The sequence below is a fragment of the Vibrio sp. SALL6 genome (assembly GCF_002002385.1).
GTDB lineage: Bacteria > Pseudomonadota > Gammaproteobacteria > Enterobacterales > Vibrionaceae > Vibrio > Vibrio parahaemolyticus.
Genome location: NZ_MQVK01000018.1, coordinates 26365 through 47023, shown reverse-complemented (window position 1 = coordinate 47023; position 20659 = coordinate 26365). Strand labels below are relative to the sequence as shown.

The 20659-nt window shown below is 47.3% G+C and carries 20 protein-coding genes; 7 read left to right on the top strand and 13 right to left on the bottom strand.

All coding sequences use genetic code 11. From position 1 onward, the window contains the following. Positions 1-15: 15 nt before the first annotated feature. On the top strand, positions 16-1023 hold the full coding sequence (gene cydB / locus BIW15_RS10235) for a cytochrome d ubiquinol oxidase subunit II (protein WP_077280941.1): 1008 nt from the start codon (positions 16-18) through the stop codon (positions 1021-1023). A gap of 20 nt (positions 1024-1043) precedes the next feature. Further along, the gene (locus BIW15_RS10230) at positions 1044-1172 is read left to right on the top strand and encodes a DUF2474 domain-containing protein (protein WP_015313385.1); all 129 of its coding nucleotides are present in this window, start codon (positions 1044-1046) and stop codon (positions 1170-1172) included. A gap of 70 nt (positions 1173-1242) precedes the next feature. Here the strand turns inward: BIW15_RS10230 and BIW15_RS10225 are convergent, their stop codons facing one another. The 3 genes from BIW15_RS10225 to BIW15_RS10215 form a co-directional block, all read right to left on the bottom strand. Beyond that, positions 1243-1998 carry a PhzF family phenazine biosynthesis protein gene (locus tag BIW15_RS10225; protein ID WP_077280940.1) on the bottom strand — a complete coding sequence of 252 codons (756 nt, stop codon included), beginning with the start codon at positions 1996-1998 and terminating at the stop codon, positions 1243-1245. A 94-nt stretch (positions 1999-2092) separates the two neighbouring features. Continuing rightward, positions 2093-2470 carry a carboxymuconolactone decarboxylase family protein gene (locus BIW15_RS10220; RefSeq protein ID WP_005463606.1) on the bottom strand — a complete coding sequence of 126 codons (378 nt, stop codon included), beginning with the start codon at positions 2468-2470 and terminating at the stop codon, positions 2093-2095. Positions 2471-2528: 58 nt separating this feature from the next. Continuing rightward, positions 2529-2885, bottom strand: a complete 357-nt coding sequence (locus BIW15_RS10215; protein ID WP_024700743.1) for a MerR family transcriptional regulator — start codon at positions 2883-2885, stop codon at positions 2529-2531. 234 nt (positions 2886-3119) lie between these two features. Here BIW15_RS10215 and BIW15_RS10210 point away from each other — a divergent pair, with 234 nt between their 5' ends. Together BIW15_RS10210 and BIW15_RS10205 are read left to right on the top strand one after the other, a co-directional pair. Further along, positions 3120-4433 (top strand): molybdopterin-dependent oxidoreductase, encoded by a 1314-nt coding sequence (locus BIW15_RS10210; protein ID WP_077280939.1) that lies wholly within the window; start codon positions 3120-3122, stop codon positions 4431-4433. A 43-nt stretch (positions 4434-4476) separates the two neighbouring features. Continuing rightward, complete coding sequence (locus BIW15_RS10205) at positions 4477-5139, top strand: c-type cytochrome (RefSeq protein WP_025790878.1); 663 nt, start codon at positions 4477-4479, stop codon at positions 5137-5139. A 196-nt stretch (positions 5140-5335) separates the two neighbouring features. On the opposite strand, the gene BIW15_RS10200 is transcribed toward BIW15_RS10205, so the two are convergent. The 10 genes from BIW15_RS10200 to BIW15_RS10150 form a co-directional block, all read right to left on the bottom strand. Next, entirely contained in the window at positions 5336-5752 is a 417-nt protein-coding gene (locus BIW15_RS10200; protein ID WP_020838025.1) for a hypothetical protein, read from the bottom strand. A 190-nt stretch (positions 5753-5942) separates the two neighbouring features. Beyond that, a complete protein-coding gene (locus BIW15_RS10195; RefSeq protein WP_077280938.1) occupies positions 5943-6545 on the bottom strand; it encodes a methyltransferase domain-containing protein in 603 nt (200 codons plus the stop codon). Between the two features lie 166 nt (positions 6546-6711). Continuing rightward, positions 6712-7914, bottom strand: coding sequence for a phenylacetate--CoA ligase family protein (locus BIW15_RS10190; protein WP_077280937.1), 1203 nt, complete (start codon positions 7912-7914; stop codon positions 6712-6714). A gap of 9 nt (positions 7915-7923) precedes the next feature. Further along, positions 7924-8745 (bottom strand): ABC transporter ATP-binding protein, encoded by an 822-nt coding sequence (locus BIW15_RS10185; RefSeq protein ID WP_077280936.1) that lies wholly within the window; start codon positions 8743-8745, stop codon positions 7924-7926. A 68-nt stretch (positions 8746-8813) separates the two neighbouring features. Continuing rightward, positions 8814-10058: an ABC transporter substrate-binding protein gene (locus tag BIW15_RS10180; RefSeq protein ID WP_029803492.1), complete on the bottom strand. Its 1245-nt coding sequence runs from the start codon at positions 10056-10058 to the stop codon at positions 8814-8816. A gap of 45 nt (positions 10059-10103) precedes the next feature. Continuing rightward, a complete protein-coding gene (locus BIW15_RS10175) occupies positions 10104-11171 on the bottom strand; it encodes a branched-chain amino acid ABC transporter permease (RefSeq protein WP_005463596.1) in 1068 nt (355 codons plus the stop codon). Between the two features lie 11 nt (positions 11172-11182). Next, positions 11183-12076: a branched-chain amino acid ABC transporter permease gene (locus tag BIW15_RS10170; RefSeq protein WP_005463595.1), complete on the bottom strand. Its 894-nt coding sequence runs from the start codon at positions 12074-12076 to the stop codon at positions 11183-11185. Further along, positions 12076-14028: a long-chain fatty acid--CoA ligase gene (locus tag BIW15_RS10165; protein WP_077280935.1), complete on the bottom strand. Its 1953-nt coding sequence runs from the start codon at positions 14026-14028 to the stop codon at positions 12076-12078. Before BIW15_RS10165 ends, BIW15_RS10170 begins: the two co-directional genes overlap by 1 nt. Further along, positions 14028-14828, bottom strand: a complete 801-nt coding sequence (locus tag BIW15_RS10160) for an ABC transporter ATP-binding protein (RefSeq protein WP_005463591.1) — start codon at positions 14826-14828, stop codon at positions 14028-14030. The genes BIW15_RS10165 and BIW15_RS10160 overlap by 1 nt, the downstream gene beginning before the upstream one ends. Positions 14829-15070: 242 nt before the next feature. Further along, positions 15071-16708, bottom strand: coding sequence for an electron transfer flavoprotein-ubiquinone oxidoreductase (locus BIW15_RS10150; RefSeq protein ID WP_062888537.1), 1638 nt, complete (start codon positions 16706-16708; stop codon positions 15071-15073). A gap of 138 nt (positions 16709-16846) precedes the next feature. Between BIW15_RS10150 and BIW15_RS10145 the strand changes: the two genes are divergently transcribed. From BIW15_RS10145 to BIW15_RS10135, 3 genes are all read left to right on the top strand, one after another. Further along, a complete protein-coding gene (locus tag BIW15_RS10145) occupies positions 16847-17599 on the top strand; it encodes an electron transfer flavoprotein subunit beta/FixA family protein (RefSeq protein WP_017447395.1) in 753 nt (250 codons plus the stop codon). Beyond that, the gene (locus BIW15_RS10140; protein ID WP_025626349.1) at positions 17596-18522 is read left to right on the top strand and encodes an electron transfer flavoprotein subunit alpha/FixB family protein; all 927 of its coding nucleotides are present in this window, start codon (positions 17596-17598) and stop codon (positions 18520-18522) included. The genes BIW15_RS10145 and BIW15_RS10140 overlap by 4 nt, the downstream gene beginning before the upstream one ends. 83 nt (positions 18523-18605) lie before the next feature. Then, positions 18606-20639, top strand: a complete 2034-nt coding sequence (locus BIW15_RS10135) for an acetoacetate--CoA ligase (protein ID WP_077280934.1) — start codon at positions 18606-18608, stop codon at positions 20637-20639. Positions 20640-20659: the final 20 nt, after the last annotated feature.

Sequence of the window (20659 nt, the reverse complement as noted above, 5' to 3'; positions counted from 1 at the left end):
GTGAAGGTAAAGAATATGCATTTTGATTTATCCGTGATTTGGTTCGCGATCATCGTTTTTGCCACTTTGATGTACATCATCATGGATGGCTTCGATTTGGGTATTGGAATACTGATGCCCTTCATCAAGGATGAAAAACAAAAAGACGTCATGGTCAACAGTGTCGCGCCTGTTTGGGACGGCAACGAAACTTGGATTGTGCTTGGAGGTGCATCTCTATTTGGCGCTTTTCCCATGGCTTACGCGGTAATTATTGAAGCGCTAACCATCCCTTTGACGTTGATGTTGATTGCTTTGATCTTTCGTGGCGTAGCGTTTGAGTTTCGCTTTAAAGCATTGGAAAACCACTTAAAGTTCTGGGATCGAGCTTTTATGGTCGGCTCGATTTTAACCACGTTTTTCCAAGGCATCGTTGTTGGCGCGGTAATTCAAGGCTTTGCGGTGGAAAACCGCGTCTTCGTAGGTAGCCAACTCGACTGGCTCAGCCCTTTTCCCATCTTTTGTGGTTTGGGTTTAGTCGCAACGTACGCGCTGCTTGGTAGCACATGGCTCATCATGAAGACGGAAGGTGAACTGCAAAACACGATGTACCGCTTCACTAACAAAACACTACTGGCGATGATCTCCGCATTAATCATTGTGAGCGCTTGGACCCCACTTACTTACCCTGCCATTGCGGAAAGATGGTTTTCTCTGCCCAATTTGTTCTACTTACTGCCCGTACCTGTCATCACTGGGCTGGTCTGTTTGAAGATTGCCGACTCCGTAAAAAAGCGAAAAGAGCGCAGCCCTTTCGTGATGGCATTGGTGATCGTGATTCTCGGATTCGCTGGGCTTGGCATCAGTATCTGGCCAAATATCATTCCTCCTAGCATATCGATATGGGAAGCAGCGGCTCCTGCAAGCAGTCAGCGCTTTATGCTCGTTGGAGCGGTGATCATCATCCCGATCATTCTGGCTTACACCTTTTGGAGTTACTACGTCTTCTCCGGAAAAGTGAAAGAAGGCGAAGCGTACCATTAACGAGTTGATAAGGAGTGAGTATGAAAATCAAAAATTGGTGTCGCCAATGGGCTTGGATGGTTGGGATCTGGGCGGCCAGTGTGCTCGCTCTGGGGTTCGTATCAATGCTGTTTCGAGTCATGATGACCGCTGCAGGGTTAAAATCTTAGCTCGGCACTTATAGGACAATCAAAAAATCGACCGCCTCCGGTTCTTGGTCAGAGCTAGAGGCGTTTACATTCAAGTCCGACTTTTTACGCGTGCAGACAATACGATAGTAGATTCTGAACCACGAGCCACTTCAAAATAACCACCAGCACGAGATAGCTGACGAGCCGTCAATTTTTCTTTGCCCAGCTTTTCAAACCAATAAGGCGCTAATGAGCACTGAGCCGAACCTGTGGCAAGATCTTCTGAAATACCGATTTTAGGTGCAAAGTAACGCAGCACATAGCCACTATCAGAACTTTGAGCCGTCACGATGACAGCATGAAACTCATCAATTTTAATCAGCTCATCAAAGTTAGGATGATAGCGAACAACATTATCTTCGGATTCGAGAACAACAACCAAATCACGCGTTGTAAAAGCATCTACGGGGCAATTGGAGAAGCCTGAAATATCCAAGGGGATGGCATGAGGCTTGGCTTGCCAACTTGGCATCACAATCCTGTACATTCCATCCAGTTCAGAAACCGTAATATGACCATGCGAACTTTGAAGAATGACCTCATTCTGATGATATTTAGAAATGAGCGCGGCTCCTGCGCCTAAACTCCCATGTCCGCATAAGTTGATTTCCCCTGCTAGAGTAAACCAACGAATGTGGTAGTCACTGCCAGACTTAACCACAAATGATGTGACAGGTTGAGCGACCTGATGAGTGATTTGAAGTAACTCAGAATCACTCAGCCAGTGATTTAGTTCGACAACGCCACAAGGGTTACCTTGAGCCAACTCATCACAAAATACATCATATATCTGCGCTTTAATCATCCACCATCCTTGCGGTTTAATAACGCGTTAAAAAATATAAGAATAAAAGCGTTAGAGATTCCTAACGCTCACTTTCAATGTTGCTTGCAGGCAGCTAAACCTGCCTTTCCGAGAGTACTTCTTTAAAGGCAAACATGCCATTTAATGCAGCTGGAAATCCTGCGTAAACAGACATTTGTATGATCACTTCTTTGATTTCTTCTTCCGTGCAACCAACATTTAGCGCAGCGTGTAAATGCACTTTAAGCTGTGGAGTACAGTTCCCCATCGCCGTCAATGCGGACACCGTAGCGATCTCTCGCGATTTTAGATCTAGCCCTTCACGGGTGTAGATGTCGCCAAACGGGTACTCAATCGTGAACTTTGCTAAATCAGGGCAAATGTCGTTCAGGCTTTCGATAACTTTTTGGCCAGCCTCCCCATCGATTTTTGATAACTGCTCTAACCCTGTTTGAAATCGCGTATTTTCCATTTTGTGTGCTCCTTTGAGTGAATACCCGCACACCTTACAAGTTAGAGTGAACTCTAAGTCAACGTACTTTTCCGCTTTTATACAGATCTATTTTTTCTTCTAATCGTTTCAGATGCTCATTTTGTTGTCGGATATGTTCGATTAAATTATCTCGATGAACTTCCAAAAGCTTTTGTCTGTCAGCAGTCGTTTGCGAGCCTATCTCCCTCAATGAAGCATATTCTTGAATCTCTTCTAACGGCATTCCCGTCTCTTTCAGCCGCTTGATGAAGTTGACCCAATCAATATCTCGATGGGTGTAGACACGGTGCCCACTGCTATTTCGGTGGACATGTTTCAGTAAGCCAATTTTTTCATAGTATCGAAGCGTGTATGACGACAACCCAACTGCGCTAGAAAACTCTTTCATATTCATTATTTTTACCGAAGATTATCCTTTCCTGTGACCACAAGTTATGTAACCACACTATGGATAACCTTTGCAAAGCAAGCAGTCTAGTTTCTTACCGATGTTGTTAAGACTATAAATAGTCGTCTACTTTTATTGATGTAAACCCTTTAGTAAGGCAACTGTAGAGATCGGCGATACGAACTAAGGGACGAGAATGACGTAGCAGTTCTTGGGCGTGTGCCGACAAAGGAACACATCATGAGTGAGAACGAGAAAAACAAACCGCAAGGGATCTATAAATATTATGAAAACAATCCCAAATCTGCGGATGAGAAAGTCTTTGGACGAGTCAGCTACCCAGACAGGCGCGGTTTTCTAAAAGGCGCTGGTTTAGCGACCATGGCCGCCGCGCTTGGTGGATTTATCCCATTTCACCGTAATATGCCGGCTGGCATCATCCCCGCAGCTTTTGCAGAGGGTCTTGATGACGTCATGATCGAAGGCAAAGACGGTTTAACGGTCCTCAACGACAGACCGATGAATGCAGAAACCCCACCCCATTTGTTGAATGACGACGTAACTCCAACTCGACGCCATTTCATTCGCAACAACGGTATTCCACCAGCAGACGTGAACCCTGAAACTTGGACGTTGACCATTGATGGATTGGTCGACAAACCAATGTCGCTGTCGATTGCCGATCTCAAAAAGAACTTCGATGTCGTAGAACAACAACTGGTCGTTGAATGTGGCGGTAACGGCCGTGCTTTCTTTGATCCCAAAGCATCCGGTAATCAATGGACTTACGGCGCTGTGGCTTGCTCTAGTTGGACAGGCGTTCGCTTGGCTGACGTGCTCAAAGCCGCAGGCGTAAAAGACGGAGCCGTTTACACCGCGCACTATGGTGCCGACAAGCATCTTTCAGGCAAAGAAGGCAAGTTACCAATTTCTCGTGGCGTCCCCATCGCTAAAGCCATGAGCAGTGAAAATCTCATCGCCTTTGCCCAAAACGGCGAAGCGCTTCACCCTATGAATGGCGCGCCATTGCGTTTAGTAGTTCCAGGTTGGCCGGGTTCTTGTTCGCAAAAATGGCTCACTCGCATTCAAATTCGCGATCAAATACACGATGGGCCAAAGATGACAGGCACTTCCTACCGAGTCCCTAACCGACCTGTCGCCCCGGGAGAAAACGTGGCGAAAGAGGATTTCGAGATCATAGAGCGCATGCCAGTAAAATCACTCATCACCTCTCCGCAAACCAACACAGAAGTCAATGGCAATGAAATCGCCATTCGCGGACACGCTTGGTCTGGCGACCAAAAAGTGACCAAAGTGCAGATTTCGATTGATTTTGGCGCAACATGGATGGATGCCGACCTCGCAGCTCCTGCCAATGACGGTGCTTGGCAAACGTTCAATGCTAAGGTGAAGTTCCCTCAAGCGGGTTACTACGAAGTGTGGGCGAAAGCAACTGACGATCAAGGCGTCAGCCAGCCTTTTGCCATCGCATGGAATCCGAAAGGTTACCTCAACAACACTTTCCACCGCATCGCATTGATTGTACGAAGTTAAAGGGTCAGTAGCAGAATGGTGAGCACTTAGGGGACATGACACGGTGAGAACAAAACAACCATCAGAGCGGGTACTCCCGCTCGCTTTCACCCTTTTGGCTTTGTTGAGCGACCCTGTCCTTGCGAGTAACGACGAGTTGGTAGCAGCAGGCGAGCAGCAAGCTATGGTTTGTAAAGCCTGCCATCAATTTGAGCCGAATGGCGTAACGGTGGTTGGCCCGCCCTTATGGGGGCTAGCGGAGCGCAATATCGCCAGTTTTGAGGGCTTCAATTACAGCGACGGAATTAGACAACATCAAGGAAAGTGGGACGCTGAAAAGTTGGACGCATTTTTATCCGCTCCGAATGACTTCGCGCCAGGAACCAACATGGTCTTCCCTGGCGTAACAGATCCCGGTGCGCGCGCGGCTATCATTGCATGGCTTGCAACGAAAAACCCGACACCACCCAATTGGAATATGACGTCATCAGGATTGGAGGTTAAATCGCCAGGTGATGGGATATTAACGCCGGGAGAGAATATGGAGCTCGTCGCTGCAGTCTGCTCAGCCTGTCATTCGTTACACATGGTCACACAACAAGGACTAAGCCGCCAAAGATGGGATGAAACCCTCGACTGGATGATTGAGGAGCAAGGAATGGAAGATTTATCAGGCGACGACCGAGAAGCCATTCTGGAATACCTTTCTACCTATTATGGGGGGTAACCAAACGTCAGCAGCTATCGCTATTTGATATTTGATATTTGATTACACGAGATTCAACCTGTCCTTGGACAAAGTGAAGTTCAGCGCGACCGCCAGTTATAGTAAGCGACTGCGGCCCATTCCATACATTTACGTCGTTTTGCGAAATACTAAATGTATGGAAAGTACATCGACTCACAATCACAATACTCCACCGCTACTTGGGGGTTAAACTCTCAAGTCCGCTTGTATCGACTCCTTCTAATGCATGTTTTTCAAGAAGATATGTCTCTGAGCGTTCATTGGCTTTGCGTTGTTCAATCAGTTTTTGCTGCTCTATTGTTATTCGGGTTTGACGCTCAATTGCTTCCTGTTCACTCTCACACTGTCTGAATCCATCAGACCAACCTTGAGCATACTTTTTATCAGAGTTAAATCGGGAAATGTCTTTCTTAAATTCATCAAACAAGCTTCCAGCCGCTTTGTATCCACTGTGACACCCGTCATCAAAACCCTCTGCATATTGAACAGGAAACCCTTTGGCCACCATATTGTCTTTCGTGCTTGCGCAGCCTAAAAGCCCCAAAGTGAATAAAGAGATAACGAACACATTACATTTAGACATTATTTTCATGAAGAATACCTTCGTTTAGCATGGGTAATCAGATTAAAGTCTAGGCAATGGAGTTCGAGGATAGCAAGGTGTCTATTCGGTATCATCTATGTCTCCATATCTAATCCAAAAATGAGTCAACTGCTAAACTACTAATAGGTAATTGGACAACTAAAGATCACCAACAATGTCAGATTGAATTACCATGGCCTCATTTCTTCTGCCACACCATCCACTGTTCTTTGCCTTTGAAGACATCAACGCTGTCGGTAACGGGTGCGCTTTCGATTAGGTGGAAGTTGGCCGCTAGCTTTTGTTCAATCTCTCCGCTGCGTAAACAAAAAGGAGGAAAACGCGATCGGTAGTCGTCGCTGATAACAAAATACCCCACCAGCAAGCCATTACTTGGTAGCAAACGTTCGATCATTGCAAAATACTCATCCCACATCTCTCTCGGCAGTGCGGCTAAAAAGGCGCGCTCGTAAATCACATCAAACGACTGTGACAACTCGGCTCCAAACACATCACCCAACATCACTTTATCTTGATATTGACCAAGCTGAGATTTCGCAAGGTTGACGGCTTCTGCGCTGTAATCCATCGCGATAACGTCATGTCCGCAATCGACAAAATGCGATACTTCATAAGCTGCGCCGCAGCCGGGGATAAACACCGAGTGAGTCTTGTCAGCGATGCGCTTTAAGTAGTGCTTCAGCTCGTTTGGCGTTTGGTTACGATCCCAAGGCATCGTGCCGTTAAAAAACAGCGCATCCCAAAATTGTTCATTGATGATTGGTAAATCTTTGCTTTTCATCGTTCTTGTTCTCGCTTACATGCACACATTCAACAAAAGCATGCACTCAAAAAAAGAAAGGGATACGCGATGAATCTCGGTATCCCTTTTTCGTTGATAGCCTAGCATTAAATGCCTAGTGTTGATGTTTAACGTTGTTAATGACGTAGCTGTTCTTATTATTCATCTAACTGCGCAAATCATTGATCAAGGGCTGATCCGCATCGTTTGCGACAAACTGAACATTGCCTTTGAGCTTGGTGACGGATTGAAGTGTCGCTTGAATGTCCTCTGCCGATACATGTACATCATGACAACAGAATGTGATGGCATCGTTGAAGCCATCGCGCTCAATTTTCAAGGAGCCTTTAATATCGTGGCGACGGCAGACTTCTTGGATCTGATGCGGATAAACAAACAGCCCTTTGACTTTCACCGCCGAGTCCGCACGCCCCATCCAACCCTTTATTCGCGCATTTGTGCGTGCCGAATCTGAGCCTGAGTCTAAATAAGCCGATAAATCTCCCGTTGCGTAGCGAATCAGCGGAAACTTGTCATCAAGCGAGGTAACGACCACCTCTCCGACCTCACCCAGCGGGACTGGCATACCGTCGGGATCAACGATTTCAACAATAATATCTTCGGCAATCACTAAGCCTTGCTCGCCAGCAACTTGATACGCAATCAAACCAAGCTCGGCACTCGCGTAGGCTTGAAATACAGTAATCCCTTTGTCCGTAAACGCTTGTTGCATGTCTGCGGTGACGGCTTCACCAGAAACCAACGCTTTGGTAAAGCTAGGTAACTCGCCGTATTGCTCTTGGTATTTCTGTAACAACGTCAACAAATAAGATGGCGTTCCCGTGTAACCCGTCGGCTGAAGCTGTTTGATCGCTTCAATCTGCGCTTCGGTATTACCTACCCCAGCCGGAAATACCGCGCAACCACACGCTCTAGCACCGCCATCCATAATGAATCCACCCGGAGAGAAATGATAAGAAAGCGTGTTGTGGACTAAATCTCCACGGCGAAATCCTGCGGCATAAAACGCTCGTCCCATACGCCAGAAGTCCGATTCATCCGTTTGAGCCTCATACAACGGTCCCGGAGATTGAAACACACGCGCCATCTGGCCAATCGCAACGCTATTTAAGCCACCAAACGGCGGCTTGAGTTGCTGCTGGCTTGGGACATTGAATTTGCGAGTGATCGGAAACTGGGCAAGCCCTTCACGGTTACTTGCGATTGAGGCGTCGATATCAGCAAAAATGTTGCCGTAGTGCTCGCTGTTCGCTTTTGCATTTTCAATCAGTGTCGGCAGACGTTGAAACAACGATTCTTCTCTCTCAGCGGGAGATAAAGACTCTTTTGCATCGAATAATTCGTTCATCATCACTCCTTAAAGCCAGCGCTTACGACGTTTGTAGGACTTAAGATTCTTGAAGCTCTTGCGCTCTTCATCGCCGCCACCAAGGTAGAACTCTTTCACGTCTTCGTTATTAAGCAGCTCGTGCTTACTGCCATCGAGCACAATCTTGCCTGATTCCATGATGTAGCCATAGTCGGCCGCATGAAGCGCAAAGTTTGCGTTCTGTTCCACCAGCAACATGGTAATGCCTTGGTCTTTGTTGATCTTTTCAATGATGCTGAACACTTCTTTCACCAGCAGTGGCGAAAGCCCCATCGACGGCTCATCAAGTAAGATCATTTTCGGGCGCGCCATCAATGCGCGGCCAATAGCCAACATCTGCTGCTCACCGCCCGACAAATAGCCCGCGAGACCAGTTCGTTCTTTGAGTCGAGGGAAGTAATCAAACACCATTTCGATGTCTTTCTCGACCTCGTTGTCGTTGCGGGTAAACGCCCCTAAACGAAGGTTCTCGATAACCGTCATGTCTTCGACGATTCTACGCCCTTCCATCACTTGGAAAATACCCGAACGGACAATCTCTTCTGGGCTTTTGTTGTCGATACGCTCGCCCATGAAGGTAATTTCACCGTGAGTCACTTCACCATCTTCGGTTTTTAACAAACCCGAAATGGCTTTTAGTGTGGTCGATTTACCTGCCCCGTTCGCGCCTAACAGCGTCACGATTTGACCTTTAGGTACTTCAAGGCTCACGCCACGCAGAACCAAAATAACTTCGTCGTAAACCACTTCGATGTTGTTTACCGAGAGTAAAATCTCCGCTGGTTCTATATCCCTTGCTAATTCACTCATCAAGCCACTCCTTGTTCAGGAGAAGGGATGACGTATATCGTATCCCCTCACCTGTTCTTGTTTTGTTGTTAGTAACCTAGCCAATCGTCACGGCGTGACAATGTCACCTGAGACACTTTCTTGATGTCTACTGCACCGCCTTGGTTGTTACCCATAAACACGTTTACGGTGGTAGTGCCACGGTGATCTTCTGGTTGCCAGTTAGCAGGAATACACACGCCCTCTAGACCTTTTGGAACCCAGTTTTTGTGAACGTACATGCCTTTCTTGATGTTTTCACCCGTAATGCCGCCATTGTCCTTCGCCCATTCCATCGCTTCTTTCATGTAAAACGCTGAGCAAACGCCGCGAATGTAATGGTGAGTTCGGAACTCGCCCGGCTCAGATTCGGACAGTTTGGAGATTTTCTGAACCAACTTCATGCCTTCGCTATCGTCGCCCCAGAATGCCGTCATGCCTGGGAATACGTAATCTTTCAGACCGTCACCTGCCGCTTCAATTACGGGTTTATCACCACCCCAGATATTCGCCATGTACTGGAATTCCGTGCCAACAGTGTTACACGACTTCACTAGTGAAATGACTGAGCCACCTAGGTTCGCAATGTAACCGTAGTTGGTGCCGGATTCTTTTAGCGACAGACATTGCGCTTTGAAATCACCCGGTTTGAGTGATACAACCACAGGATTTTGCACTTCAAAGCCCAGCTCTTTGGCGTATTCCGCACACGCGTCTTTTGGTGCATTCGGGAACGGATGGTTATCACCAATGTGAGTAAATTTAGGTGCCGTGGTATTGCCTTTTGATTCCCAATCCTCTTTCGCCCATTTCACCAATGCACGACAGGCATCTGAATAAGACGCGCCATAGAAAAAGTTATACGGAGCAGGCTTGGCGGTTTTCGGGTTTTTGCCCGTAGGGTCCGTTAAATGACCCGAGTAAGATGCCGAGAATACTGGCACTTTGTCTTTGGTTACGAATGAGATCAGTGCTTCGGTATCCGCCGTACCCCAACCTTGCATCGCCACCATGTTTTTACGCGCAACCCAACGTTTGTAATTGGAGATCGCCACGGGCACTTTGTACGCCATGTCCACCGTTTCAAATTCCAGTTCGGTCCCGTTGATGCCACCATTTTGGTTGATCCACTGTAGCGCATCTCGCACGCCAGAGCCGTAAGGCTTGCTCACATAAGCAGTAGGACCAGAGAAGTCCACCAGATGCCCGACAAATACAGAATCTTTTGCCCAAGATGCGGTAGTAAACAGCGCCGAAGATAGCACCAACGTTGTCGCTAAATGTCCTTTGTTCATAACTCGTTGTCCTTGTTATTTAGGTATATTCCACTTAAATACACGTTAATAAGAAAACGGATAGTGTTTCCAATATGCTCGAATTTGTTGCCAGCGATGCGACAATCCTTGCGGTTCGAAAATCAGGAACAGCATGATGACCAGACCAATCGCCATTTCTTTGAAGTAAGCAAGTCCATCAATGAACGACGTGTTATCGCTAAACGCTGCCAGCCCCGTCACACCAAACTCTAAAACCTCCGGTAGCAATACGATGAAGATCGTGCCCATCAATGTACCTTTCACCGATCCCAGGCCACCGATGATGATCATCGCGAGGAACTGAATAGACATCATGATGGTGAAGCCTTCAGCAGACACGAACCCTAAGTAATGCCCGTAGAGCGCGCCGCCGATGCCTGCATAAAACGCACACACACCGAAAGAGAGCAGACGATATTTGGTCAGGTTGATACCCATGATTTCAGCCGATAGGTAATGATCGCGTACCGAAACAAACGCGCGGCCATCACGAGATCGGATGAGGTTGGAAGCCCATAGATACATAAAGATCAGAGCAAACAGTGCAACATAGAAGAAGCTTTCATCGGTCGAGAACTCAAAGCCAAACAGGTTGATTGGGCTGGCACTCGCGCCGTATGAACCGCCACTGAACCATTCAGCACGAGCAAAGAAGTCTTCCAAAATGAACTGCGCGGCTAAAGTTGCAATCGCAAGGTACAAACCTTTGATTCGCGCAGCTGGCAAGCCAAAGAGCATCCCGACGATCATGGTCAAGTAACCCGCGAGCGGAATGGCAAACACCACTGGAATGTTGAACTGGTTGTTCAGCCAAGCCGATGCAAATGCGCCAAAGCCAAAGAACGCACCGTGACCTAGCGAGATTTGTCCGGTAAAGCCGACCAAAATGTTCAAACCAAGGGCCGCGATACCGAGGTACGCAATTTGAATAAACAAGTTAAGGAAGTAAATATCCAGTACCAGAGGCGCTGCCAGCATGGCGATCACACCCGCTATCGCGAGGCTTCTGATGGTTTTGGTTTCAAAAATTGGCGTATCACTTTTGTATGTGGTTCGAAAATCCCCACATGGGCGCATGCTAAGTTGAGCCATAGTATTTCTCCTTAAATACGCTCAATATCTTTGGTACCAAACAGGCCGTATGGCTTGAAGGCAAGAATGATTAACAGCACATAGAACGGTGCGATGTTGTAAAGGTTACCCACTTGCAGGTATTGGCTATCAAAGAACTCAGCTAAGTTTTCCAGCACCCCGATGGTGATGCCACCGACGATTGCGCCGACCACTGAATCCAAGCCACCTAAAATAACCGCTGGGAACACTTTGATGCCGATGATAGATAGCGCGTCTGATACGCCATTTACGATCCCGATAACAATCCCTGCTGTCGCGGATACCATCGCCGAAATAGCCCAACTGATCGCAAACACTTTCTTGATGGAAATGCCAAGACTCTGGGCGACCTGCTGGTTAAATGCGGTCGCACGCATCGCCAAACCCATTTTGCTGAATTTGAAGAACCAGTAGAACGCGCCCATGATGATCATCGAGAAGATCAAGCTCAGGATGTAAGCAAATTCTACGTTCAAACCACCAATATTGACGACGTTGGTTTCGAATACCTGTGGGTACGACACCGCAGACACACCAAACATCCATTTCATCAGTGCTTGGAAGAACATCGACAAACCAATGGTCACCATGATCACCGAGATGATAGGCTCACCAATCAACGGCCTGAGCACAATGGTTTGCACGGCGATACCAAACACCATCATAAAGGCGAGAGTGAGTAAGAAGCCGACGAAAAATGGCAGTTGTAGATGAACCAATGCAGCCCAACACACCCACGCGCCGATCAGTAGAAACTCACCCTGCGCAAAGTTCACCACCTGAGTTGATTTGTAAATCAGTACAAAGCACATGGCGACCACGCCATACAACATGCCGACGATCACGCCATTAATGACGAGTTGCAGTAATAAATCCGTATTCACTATGCGATCCTCCGTTGTTCGCTATCCACCAGTGTCAGCTCATGTTGAATAAGCGTTTCTATCACCAGCGACGTTTGAATGCGTGTCTTGGTTCCATCCTGATAAGTGATCACCGTATCGACATCGACATTTGGCGCAGCACTGTAAATGGTTTCGATGATGTCACCGTATTTCTCGGCAACCACACCGCGACGAACTTTACGTGTACGAGTTAGCTCGCCATCATCCGCGTCCAGCTCTTTATAAAGCAGAATGAATTTGCTGATTTTCTGTGCGTCAGGCAGCGATTCATTCACTTTAAGTACTTCTTCACGAATCGCTTTGTACACTTCTGGCTGTGCAGAAAGATTGGTGTAGTTGGTGAATGCAATCCCCTTTTGCTCCGCCCACTTCGCGACGATCGCATAACGGATACAAATGATCGCAGAGAGCCAAGGTCGGCCTTTACCCACCACCACCGCTTCTGCGATAAATGGCGAGAACTTGAGTTTGTTTTCAATGAACTGCGGAGAGTAACGGTCGCCATGGCTGGTTTCCGACATGTCTTTCAGACGGTCAATCACCACTAAGTGACCAGTATCTTTAAAGTAGCCCGCATCGCCGGTATGCATCCAACCGTCTTGAACATCTTCGTCGTACGCCGCTTGGTTATTGAGATAGCCGGTAAACATGCCGGTACTTTTCGCAATGATCTCGCCTACACCGTTGCTGTCTGGGTTGATGACTTTCACGTCTGCATTGTCAAATGCGACACCGACTGAGTCGTAGTCGACATCATCCGCTTTATGCACGGTGTACGCGCCACACATTTCGGTCTGGCCATAAAGCTGTTTGAGTGGCACACCGATCGCTTGCAGGTAACGGAACGTGTCTGGCCCCATTGCCGCACCACCAGTAGCCGCAGAAGTCAGATTCGAGAAACCTAAACGGTCACGCAGAGCACGCAGTAGAATCCATTCCGCGAGCTTAGAACGTTTGCCTTGATCCAATGCTTTGTTCGCCAAGCTCATGCCAAGTTTGTACATCTTCTGCTTAAACGGTGTGGAGTCCATCATTCGCGCAGAGACGTCCGCCACAATGTTTTCCCATACTCGCGGTGCAAGCAGCACAAAGTTCGGGCCAATCTCGCGTAAGTCCGACATCATGGTTTCTTGTTCTTCCACGAAGTTGACGATTTGACGTGAAATCAACGCCTGACCAACCACATACACCTGCTCCATGATCCAAGGCAGAGGCAGAACAGAAACGTAGTTGTCGCCCGGAGAGCGTGGGTCCGCACGCAAGTAAGCCGCACAGTGATCTAAGAACGTGCCGCTGTGAAGTTGCGCCAATTTCGGTTTTGAGGTCGTACCCGAAGTGGTACAAAGAATCGAGAGATCACTGCCTTTGGTTGCGGCAACCATATTGAGATACTCATCTGGATCCGCTTTATCAATCAGCTGACCTTTTTTGTAGACCTGCTCAACATCAATCAGTCGCGGATCATCGTATTTGCGCATCCCGCGTGGATCGCAGTAAATAATGTATTCCACACTTGGAATTTCATCCCCAAGCTCAAGAAGTTTGTCGCATTGCTCTTCATCTTCGGCAATCACAACTTTGGCTTTGGCGTAGTTGATTAAGTACGCCACTTCTTCATGCATGGAATCTTGATAGATACCCAGTGAATAGCCTTTGATCGCGTGCGCAGCCAGTTCACCCCAAACCCATTCAGGTCGGTTATCCCCCAACAGGCCAATCACATCTTGCTCGCCGATGCCTAAATCTTGTAGCGATAATGCCATCCACTTGACTCGGTTTTCGTAATCCTGCCAAGTAAACTCTCGCCAAATACCGAACTCTTTCTCACGCATTGCCACTTGCTCTGGCCAGTGCTTGGCATTGTGCTGCAACACTTTTGGAAAGGTATCTAAGCTGGTTATATCTGCCCAATCATTATGTTGCTGTGCCATTATGCACTCTCCTCTAATGTCGGTAGTTCTTCACCCAAATAAGCTTGTTTCACGTGTGGATTCGCCATGACTTCTTCCGGTTCGCCCATTGCAATGTGTTTACCAAAATCCAAAACCAACACGCGGTTAGAGATATCCATGACCACGCCCATATCGTGTTCGATCATGATGATGGTGATGTCGAGTTCTTCGTTCAGATCCATGATGTAACGTGCCATGTCTTCCTTTTCTTCAAGGTTCATACCGGCCATCGGCTCATCGAGTAAAAGCAGTTTTGGTCTTAACGCTATTGCTCGCGCAAGCTCGACACGTTTACGTAAACCGTAAGAAAGCGTGCCAGCGGTGGCTTTGCGGATGTGTTGGATTTCAAGAAAATCGATCACATCTTCCACGTATTTGCGGTGCGCCATTTCTTCTTTTTGCGCGTTAGAGAACCAGTAAAGCGGGCCTGTCACGAAGTTGTTTTTCAATAGGTGGTGTCGGCCAACCATGATGTTGTCGAGCACAGACATGTGTGAAAAGAGGGCTAAGTTTTGGAAGGTTCTGCCCAGACCTAACTCAGCGCGTTGGCTGGGTGTGCGTTTGGTTACGTCGTTTCCAGCAAAGATGACCGAACCTTTGTTCGGAGTGTATCGGCCAGAGATGCAGTTGAGCATCGAGGTTTTACCAGCACCATTGGGACCGATGATTGAGAAAATTTCCTTCTCGTTCACATGGAAGCTCACGTCGGTTAACGCTTTCACCCCACCAAAGGCCAATGAAATATCGTTTACCTGCAAAAGAGGTGTTTCCGATACCATAGTTGATCTCCCTTTCATTTTGAGTGCGTTTCCTTGAGCACTATTTCGATATCAAACTTCACTTTGATACTGGTAACCGCTTCTACACCTATGCATCAACTTTTCATTCAGTTTACGTAAACGTCAATTTAAAATCAGAATAGTGCCTTGAAGATTAAGTTGCAATCGAGTTCACCGATAAAGATTTGAACTGACGCAAACTTTAAGTAAATAAGTTGTTAATAAAAATTATTCTCAGACCACTACATATTTGGGTAGTTGGGACCACCACCTCCTTCAGGAGGCGTCCAGGTGATGTTTTGACTTGGGTCTTTGATATCGCAGGTTTTACAGTGAATACAGTTCGCCGCATTAATCTGTAATTCGGCTTGCTCTGCACCTTCTACAATTTCATACACCCCAGCAGGACAGTAGCGTTGAGCGGGCTCGGCATAGAGCGCCAAATTCTGTTCGATAGGAATGCGCTGGCTGGCAAGCTGCAAATGACACGGTTGGTCTTCTTCATGGAAAATATTGGATAAATAGACGGAAGAAAGGCGGTCAAAACTCAACACGCCATCAGGTTTCGGATAGAGGATCTCATCGCTGTTTTCCGCAAGAATTAAAGACTGATGATCGGGATGTTCACAACGTACATTCCACTTTGCTTTGCCTTTTAACACGTTGTGTTCCAACATCGCTAAACCACCGCCTAACCAAGAGCCAAAACGGTGTATTCCGCTAGAGAAGTTGCGTGCTTGATAAAGCTCTTCATATAGCCATGACTGTTTGAAATGGCTTTGGTAGTCGGCAATAACCGATTGATTTGAAACCGCTTCAAAAACGGCTTCAGCGGCGAGTATCCCCGACTTCATCGCGGTATGCGTGCCTTTGATTTTCGCGCTATTGAGCGTGCCAGCATCACAGCCAATCAATAGTCCACCCGCAAATTGTTGGGTCGGAAGGGAATGAAAGCCGCCTTTGGCAATCGCCCTAGCCCCATAGCTGATGCGCTTACCGTTTTTCAGGTACTGCTCAATCAACGGGTGATGTTTAAAACGCTGAAATTCGTCAAACGGACTCAGGTGGGGATTTTCGTAATTAAGGTCAACAATCAGGCCAACTGCGACTTGGTTGCCCTCAAGATGATAAAGATAACTGCCACCACTGGCTTCGTTTGCCAACGGCCAACCTAACCCATGAACAACCAATCCTTGCTGATGTTGCTCTGCGGGTATTTCCCACAGCTCTTTAAAGCCAATCGCATAGTGCTGTGGCGTTTTATCTTCAGCCAGATTAAATTTGTTAATCAATTGCTTACCAATATGACCTCTGGCACCTTCGGCAAACAGCGTAAACTTAGCTCGAAGTTCGATACCCGGCTCGAAATTGGCTTTTTGCTCGCCGTTTTTGTCGAGTCCCATATCTCCTGTGATCACGCCACAAACACGGTTTTGTTCATCAATAATGGCTCGGTTAGCACTAAAGCCAGGGTAGATTTCTACGCCTAGGTTTTCTGCTTGCGATGCCATCCAACGGCACAAATTACCTAAACTGATGATGTAATTACCATCGTTATGCAGCGTATTCGGCACCGCCCACGTTGGCAGTTCATGGCCATTAAGTTCGTTACTTAAATAGTAAGTTTTATCTTGATTGACTTTGGTATTGAGCGGCGCGTCCTTTTCTTTCCAATCCGGAAACAACTCATCCAAACTGCGCGTTTCAAACACCGCGCCAGAGAGAATGTGCGCCCCCACTTCCGAACCTTTCTCTACAACACAAACTGAGATTTCTTGGTCTTTTTCCATTGCCAACTGTTTGATACGGCAAGCAGCAGACAAGCCCGCCGGGCCCGCACCAACAATCAGAACATCAAACTCCATGCAGTCTCTTTCCATGGTTGTATTCCCTTCTTTCTTTGCATGTTGCCAACTTGTTAATCAACAATATATTTAAAGTTGACGCAAACGTAAAGGTAAATTAACATCAATTTAAAGACGTAAACACATAGTCTTCACTGTAAAAAGGAATCTAACGTGAAAATACTAGTGCCAATAAAAAGGGTCATTGATCCCTACATTAAGGTCCGTGTTAAACCGGACAACAGCGATGTTGAAACCAATAACGTCAAGATGACTATCAACCCGTTTTGCGAAATCGCCGTTGAAGAAGCGGTTCGACTAAAAGAGCAAGGGATTGCAGAAGAAGTTATCGTTGTGAGTGCTGGCGGCACACAATGTCAGGAACAATTGCGCACGGCCCTAGCACTAGGAGCAGATCGCGCGATTCATATCGACACGGCGGACAAGATTGAGCCGCTCGTGGTGTCCAAGTTGCTCAAAGCGATTGTTGAACAAGAGCAAGCCCAACTGGTGATCACCGGCAAACAATCGATCGATACGGACAACAACCAAGTCGCGCAGATGCTGGCCGCTTTGCTTGATTGGCCACAAGCAACATTTGCATCGGATGTGAAGATTGAAGACCAAAAAGTGCAAGTTGTGCGAGAAGTTGATGGTGGATTGATGACGGTAGCAATGAACTTGCCAGCGGTGATCAGCACTGATTTGCGTTTAAACGAACCTCGCTTCGCTTCCCTACCTAATATCATGAAGGCCAAACGTAAGCCCCTCGACACGATCACACCAGAGAGCTTGGGTGTTGAAGTTGTGTTTAGCCAAACCATCACGGAAGTTACCCCACCAGCGCAAAGAAAAGCCGGTATCAAAGTGGAGTCTGTTTCAGAACTTCTCGATAAGCTACGTAACGAAGCGAAGGTGATTTCATGAAGAATTTAATTATTGCAGAACATGACAACAACCAACTGCACGCCGATACGTTGAAAGTCGTGAATGCCGCAAGTCAAGCGGGCCAAGATAACACATTGCTCGTGGTTGGTTATCAGTGTGAAGACGTTGCCCAACAAGCAAGCCGAGTTGATGGCATTGCTAAAGTGATTTGCATTGACGACGAATCGCTGGTGCACCAATTCGCCGAAAATGTCGCGCCAGTTGTTGTAGGACTTGCAGACAGCTTTGATGGCATTTGGGCTAACTCATCGTCCAAAGGCAAAGATCTTGCGCCACGTATCGCCGCTAAATGTGGTGTTGGGCAAATATCTGACATCGTTCAAGTGGTGGATGACAAAACGTTTATACGCCCAATTTATGCGGGCAACGCTTTCGCTAAAGTGACTTCAAATGACAGTTTACGTGTGGTCACCGTGCGCGCATCTGCTTTTGATCCTGTTGCTTGCAATAGCCAAGTCGATATTGAACATCAGCAAACCTCGACTCAATCTCCCGTTGTAGAGCTAGTTGCTATCGACAAAACTGTATCTGAACGGCCTGAACTGACGGCTGCTGAAATCGTAATTTCTGGCGGTCGTGGCGTGGGTAGCAAAGAGAACTTCGAGCTTATCGAAAAAGTCGCCGACAAACTCGGCGCAGCGATTGGCGCGTCTCGCGCTGCTGTCGATGCAGGTTTTGTCGCTAACGACTTACAAGTCGGTCAAACCGGCAAAATCGTCGCGCCTAAGCTTTACATTGCCGTCGGGATCTCTGGTGCAATCCAACACCTTGCCGGCATGAAAGAGTCGAAAGTGATTGTTGCGATCAATAAAGATCCAGACTCCCCAATCTTCGAAGTGGCAGATTATGGGTTAGTCGGCGATCTGTTTGAGATATTGCCTCAGCTCGCTGAACAGCTATAAATAAACCGACTAAGGGCGAGCATGATGATGCTCGCCCTTTTTGATCAACGTAAGTTAACAATGGATTGAATATAGAGGGAACTATGCCAAGCCAAACTCCTATTTGGTCGCCATCTGCTGAGCGAGTCAGAGACAGTAACCTGCTTCGATTTATCGAGAGCACTAATGTACGAAGCAGCACAAGTAATGAGATTAGCGATTATGCGTCATTACACCGCTGGTCTATTGAACACAATGACGCATTTTGGCAGCACACTTGGCAATTTTGTAAAGTCGTTGGCAAGTTAGGTTCACAAGTCAAAAGTTTAGGCGAGCCAAAATGGAGCGATTCAAACTCACCAAATATCAACAGAGATACGGTTTGGTTCTGCGATACAACCCTTAACTACGCTCAGAATTTACTTGTACACGCTGAGCAATCACCAGAGGGACAATTGATTGTTTTCAGCAATGAAAGTGGCGAGCAAAAACAGCTCTCTGGTCAACAGTTGATTGAGCAAGTGTCCATCGTCCAACAATGGTTGATTGCAAATGGTGTCGGCAAAGGAGATGTCGTAGCGGCCTACTTGCCCTACCTTCCTGAGACCGTAATCGCGATGCTTGCGACCACCAGCCTCGGTGCTATTTGGACATCGACCTCTCCAGATTTTGGCGTCGACAGCGTGTTGGAGCGGTTCGGCCAAGTGACACCCAAAGTATTGTTTTGTTGTAATGGCTACCAATTTGGCGGCAAGATCTTCGATATGACGCAAAAAAACCGAGCGATTAGCAGCAAACTCGGAAACACCATCAGCGTTTGCCAAATTGACTATTTAACGCCAAGCAGCGAATTAAAACCAAGAGACGAACGATCCGACTCCGACTTCGTCACATGGAACGAGTTGTCTGAACACATTGCTCCACAAGCTATTCGCTACCAACCAGTACTGTTTAATGACCCGTTATTCATTTTATATTCGTCAGGAACCACAGGGCAGCCTAAGTGCATTGTCCATTCCGTAGGTGGAACCTTACTCAATCATTTGAAAGAACATCAGCTGCACTGCGATGTAAAACCTCTCGACAAGGTTTTCTACTACACCACTTGTGGTTGGATGATGTGGAACTGGCATGTTTCCGCACTCGCGAGCGGTGCCACGTTGGTGATTTACGACGGTAGCCCCGTGTACCCCGACCATTCTGTGCTTTGGCGCTTGGCGGAAGAACAGTCGGTGTCACTGTTTGGTACCTCTGCAAAGTATCTCGAAGCGCTTGAGCAAGCCAATTATTCGCCTCGGTCAGAGCATAATTTGGATTCGCTGAAGACCTTATGCTCCACAGGTTCCGTGCTCTATCCTGAGCAGTTCAGTTACGTTTATCAACATATCAAACAGGATTTACACTTAGCTTCCATCGCAGGCGGAACCGACATTTGTGGCTGCTTTGTTCTCGGTAACCCGATTTCTCCCGTCTACAAAGGGGAATGCCAAGGCGCGGGGCTCGGTAACAATGTAAAAGTACTTGATGACGCAGGGAGCGAAGTAGTTTCACAACGCGGAGAACTGACATGTAACAACTCGCTGCCAAACTTTCCTATCGGCTTTTGGCATGACAATGGCGAACGTTATCACGATGCTTACTGGAGCAAATTTGCGGATACTTGGCACCACGGTGATGACGTCATGCAAACCGCAAACGGCGGCTTTATCTTCTACGGCCGAAGTGACGCAACGCTCAATCCCGGCGGAGTACGTATTGGTACAGCAGAAATCTATCAACAAGTGAATTCGCTATCGGGTATCGAAGATTCGATTGCCGTCGGTAAGTTGAGCCAGCAATCTGAAGAGATCTTGTTATTCGTCAAATTAAGCCAAAGTGTTGAGTTAACGCCACAACTGACTGACTTGATCCGCCAAACGTTGAAAACGAAGTGCTCACCGCGACATGTCCCGCGCAAGATCTTCGCACTCAGTGATATTCCACGAACGCGTTCCGGTAAAACGGTTGAACTGGCAGTAAAGCAGGTCGTGAATGGTCAGACAGTTAAAAATATCGGCGCAATTGCGAATCCGGAGGTTTTGGAAGAGATAGCCACAATTGCCGTTGAAACACAGCCCGCACTGACCAATGCGCTATAAAAAAGAGCCGCTATTGCGGC

Excerpts from the sequence above, each read along its gene's own strand:
- cydB (WP_077280941.1), top strand. The coding sequence starts at position 16 with ATGCATTTTGATTTATCCGTGATTTGGTTCGCGATCATCGTTTTTGCC.
- BIW15_RS10230 (WP_015313385.1), top strand. The coding sequence starts at position 1,044 with ATGAAAATCAAAAATTGGTGTCGCCAATGGGCTTGGATGGTTGGGATC.
- BIW15_RS10225 (WP_077280940.1), bottom strand. The coding sequence starts at position 1,998 with ATGATTAAAGCGCAGATATATGATGTATTTTGTGATGAGTTGGCTCAA.
- BIW15_RS10220 (WP_005463606.1), bottom strand. The coding sequence starts at position 2,470 with ATGGAAAATACGCGATTTCAAACAGGGTTAGAGCAGTTATCAAAAATC.
- BIW15_RS10215 (WP_024700743.1), bottom strand. The coding sequence starts at position 2,885 with ATGAATATGAAAGAGTTTTCTAGCGCAGTTGGGTTGTCGTCATACACG.
- BIW15_RS10210 (WP_077280939.1), top strand. The coding sequence starts at position 3,120 with ATGAGTGAGAACGAGAAAAACAAACCGCAAGGGATCTATAAATATTAT.
- BIW15_RS10200 (WP_020838025.1), bottom strand. The coding sequence starts at position 5,752 with ATGAAAATAATGTCTAAATGTAATGTGTTCGTTATCTCTTTATTCACT.
- BIW15_RS10195 (WP_077280938.1), bottom strand. The coding sequence starts at position 6,545 with ATGAAAAGCAAAGATTTACCAATCATCAATGAACAATTTTGGGATGCG.
- BIW15_RS10190 (WP_077280937.1), bottom strand. The coding sequence starts at position 7,914 with ATGAACGAATTATTCGATGCAAAAGAGTCTTTATCTCCCGCTGAGAGA.
- BIW15_RS10185 (WP_077280936.1), bottom strand. The coding sequence starts at position 8,745 with ATGAGTGAATTAGCAAGGGATATAGAACCAGCGGAGATTTTACTCTCG.
- BIW15_RS10180 (WP_029803492.1), bottom strand. The coding sequence starts at position 10,058 with ATGAACAAAGGACATTTAGCGACAACGTTGGTGCTATCTTCGGCGCTG.
- BIW15_RS10175 (WP_005463596.1), bottom strand. The coding sequence starts at position 11,171 with ATGGCTCAACTTAGCATGCGCCCATGTGGGGATTTTCGAACCACATAC.
- BIW15_RS10165 (WP_077280935.1), bottom strand. The coding sequence starts at position 14,028 with ATGGCACAGCAACATAATGATTGGGCAGATATAACCAGCTTAGATACC.
- BIW15_RS10160 (WP_005463591.1), bottom strand. The coding sequence starts at position 14,828 with ATGGTATCGGAAACACCTCTTTTGCAGGTAAACGATATTTCATTGGCC.
- BIW15_RS10150 (WP_062888537.1), bottom strand. The coding sequence starts at position 16,708 with ATGGAAAGAGACTGCATGGAGTTTGATGTTCTGATTGTTGGTGCGGGC.
- BIW15_RS10140 (WP_025626349.1), top strand. The coding sequence starts at position 17,596 with ATGAAGAATTTAATTATTGCAGAACATGACAACAACCAACTGCACGCC.
- BIW15_RS10135 (WP_077280934.1), top strand. The coding sequence starts at position 18,606 with ATGCCAAGCCAAACTCCTATTTGGTCGCCATCTGCTGAGCGAGTCAGA.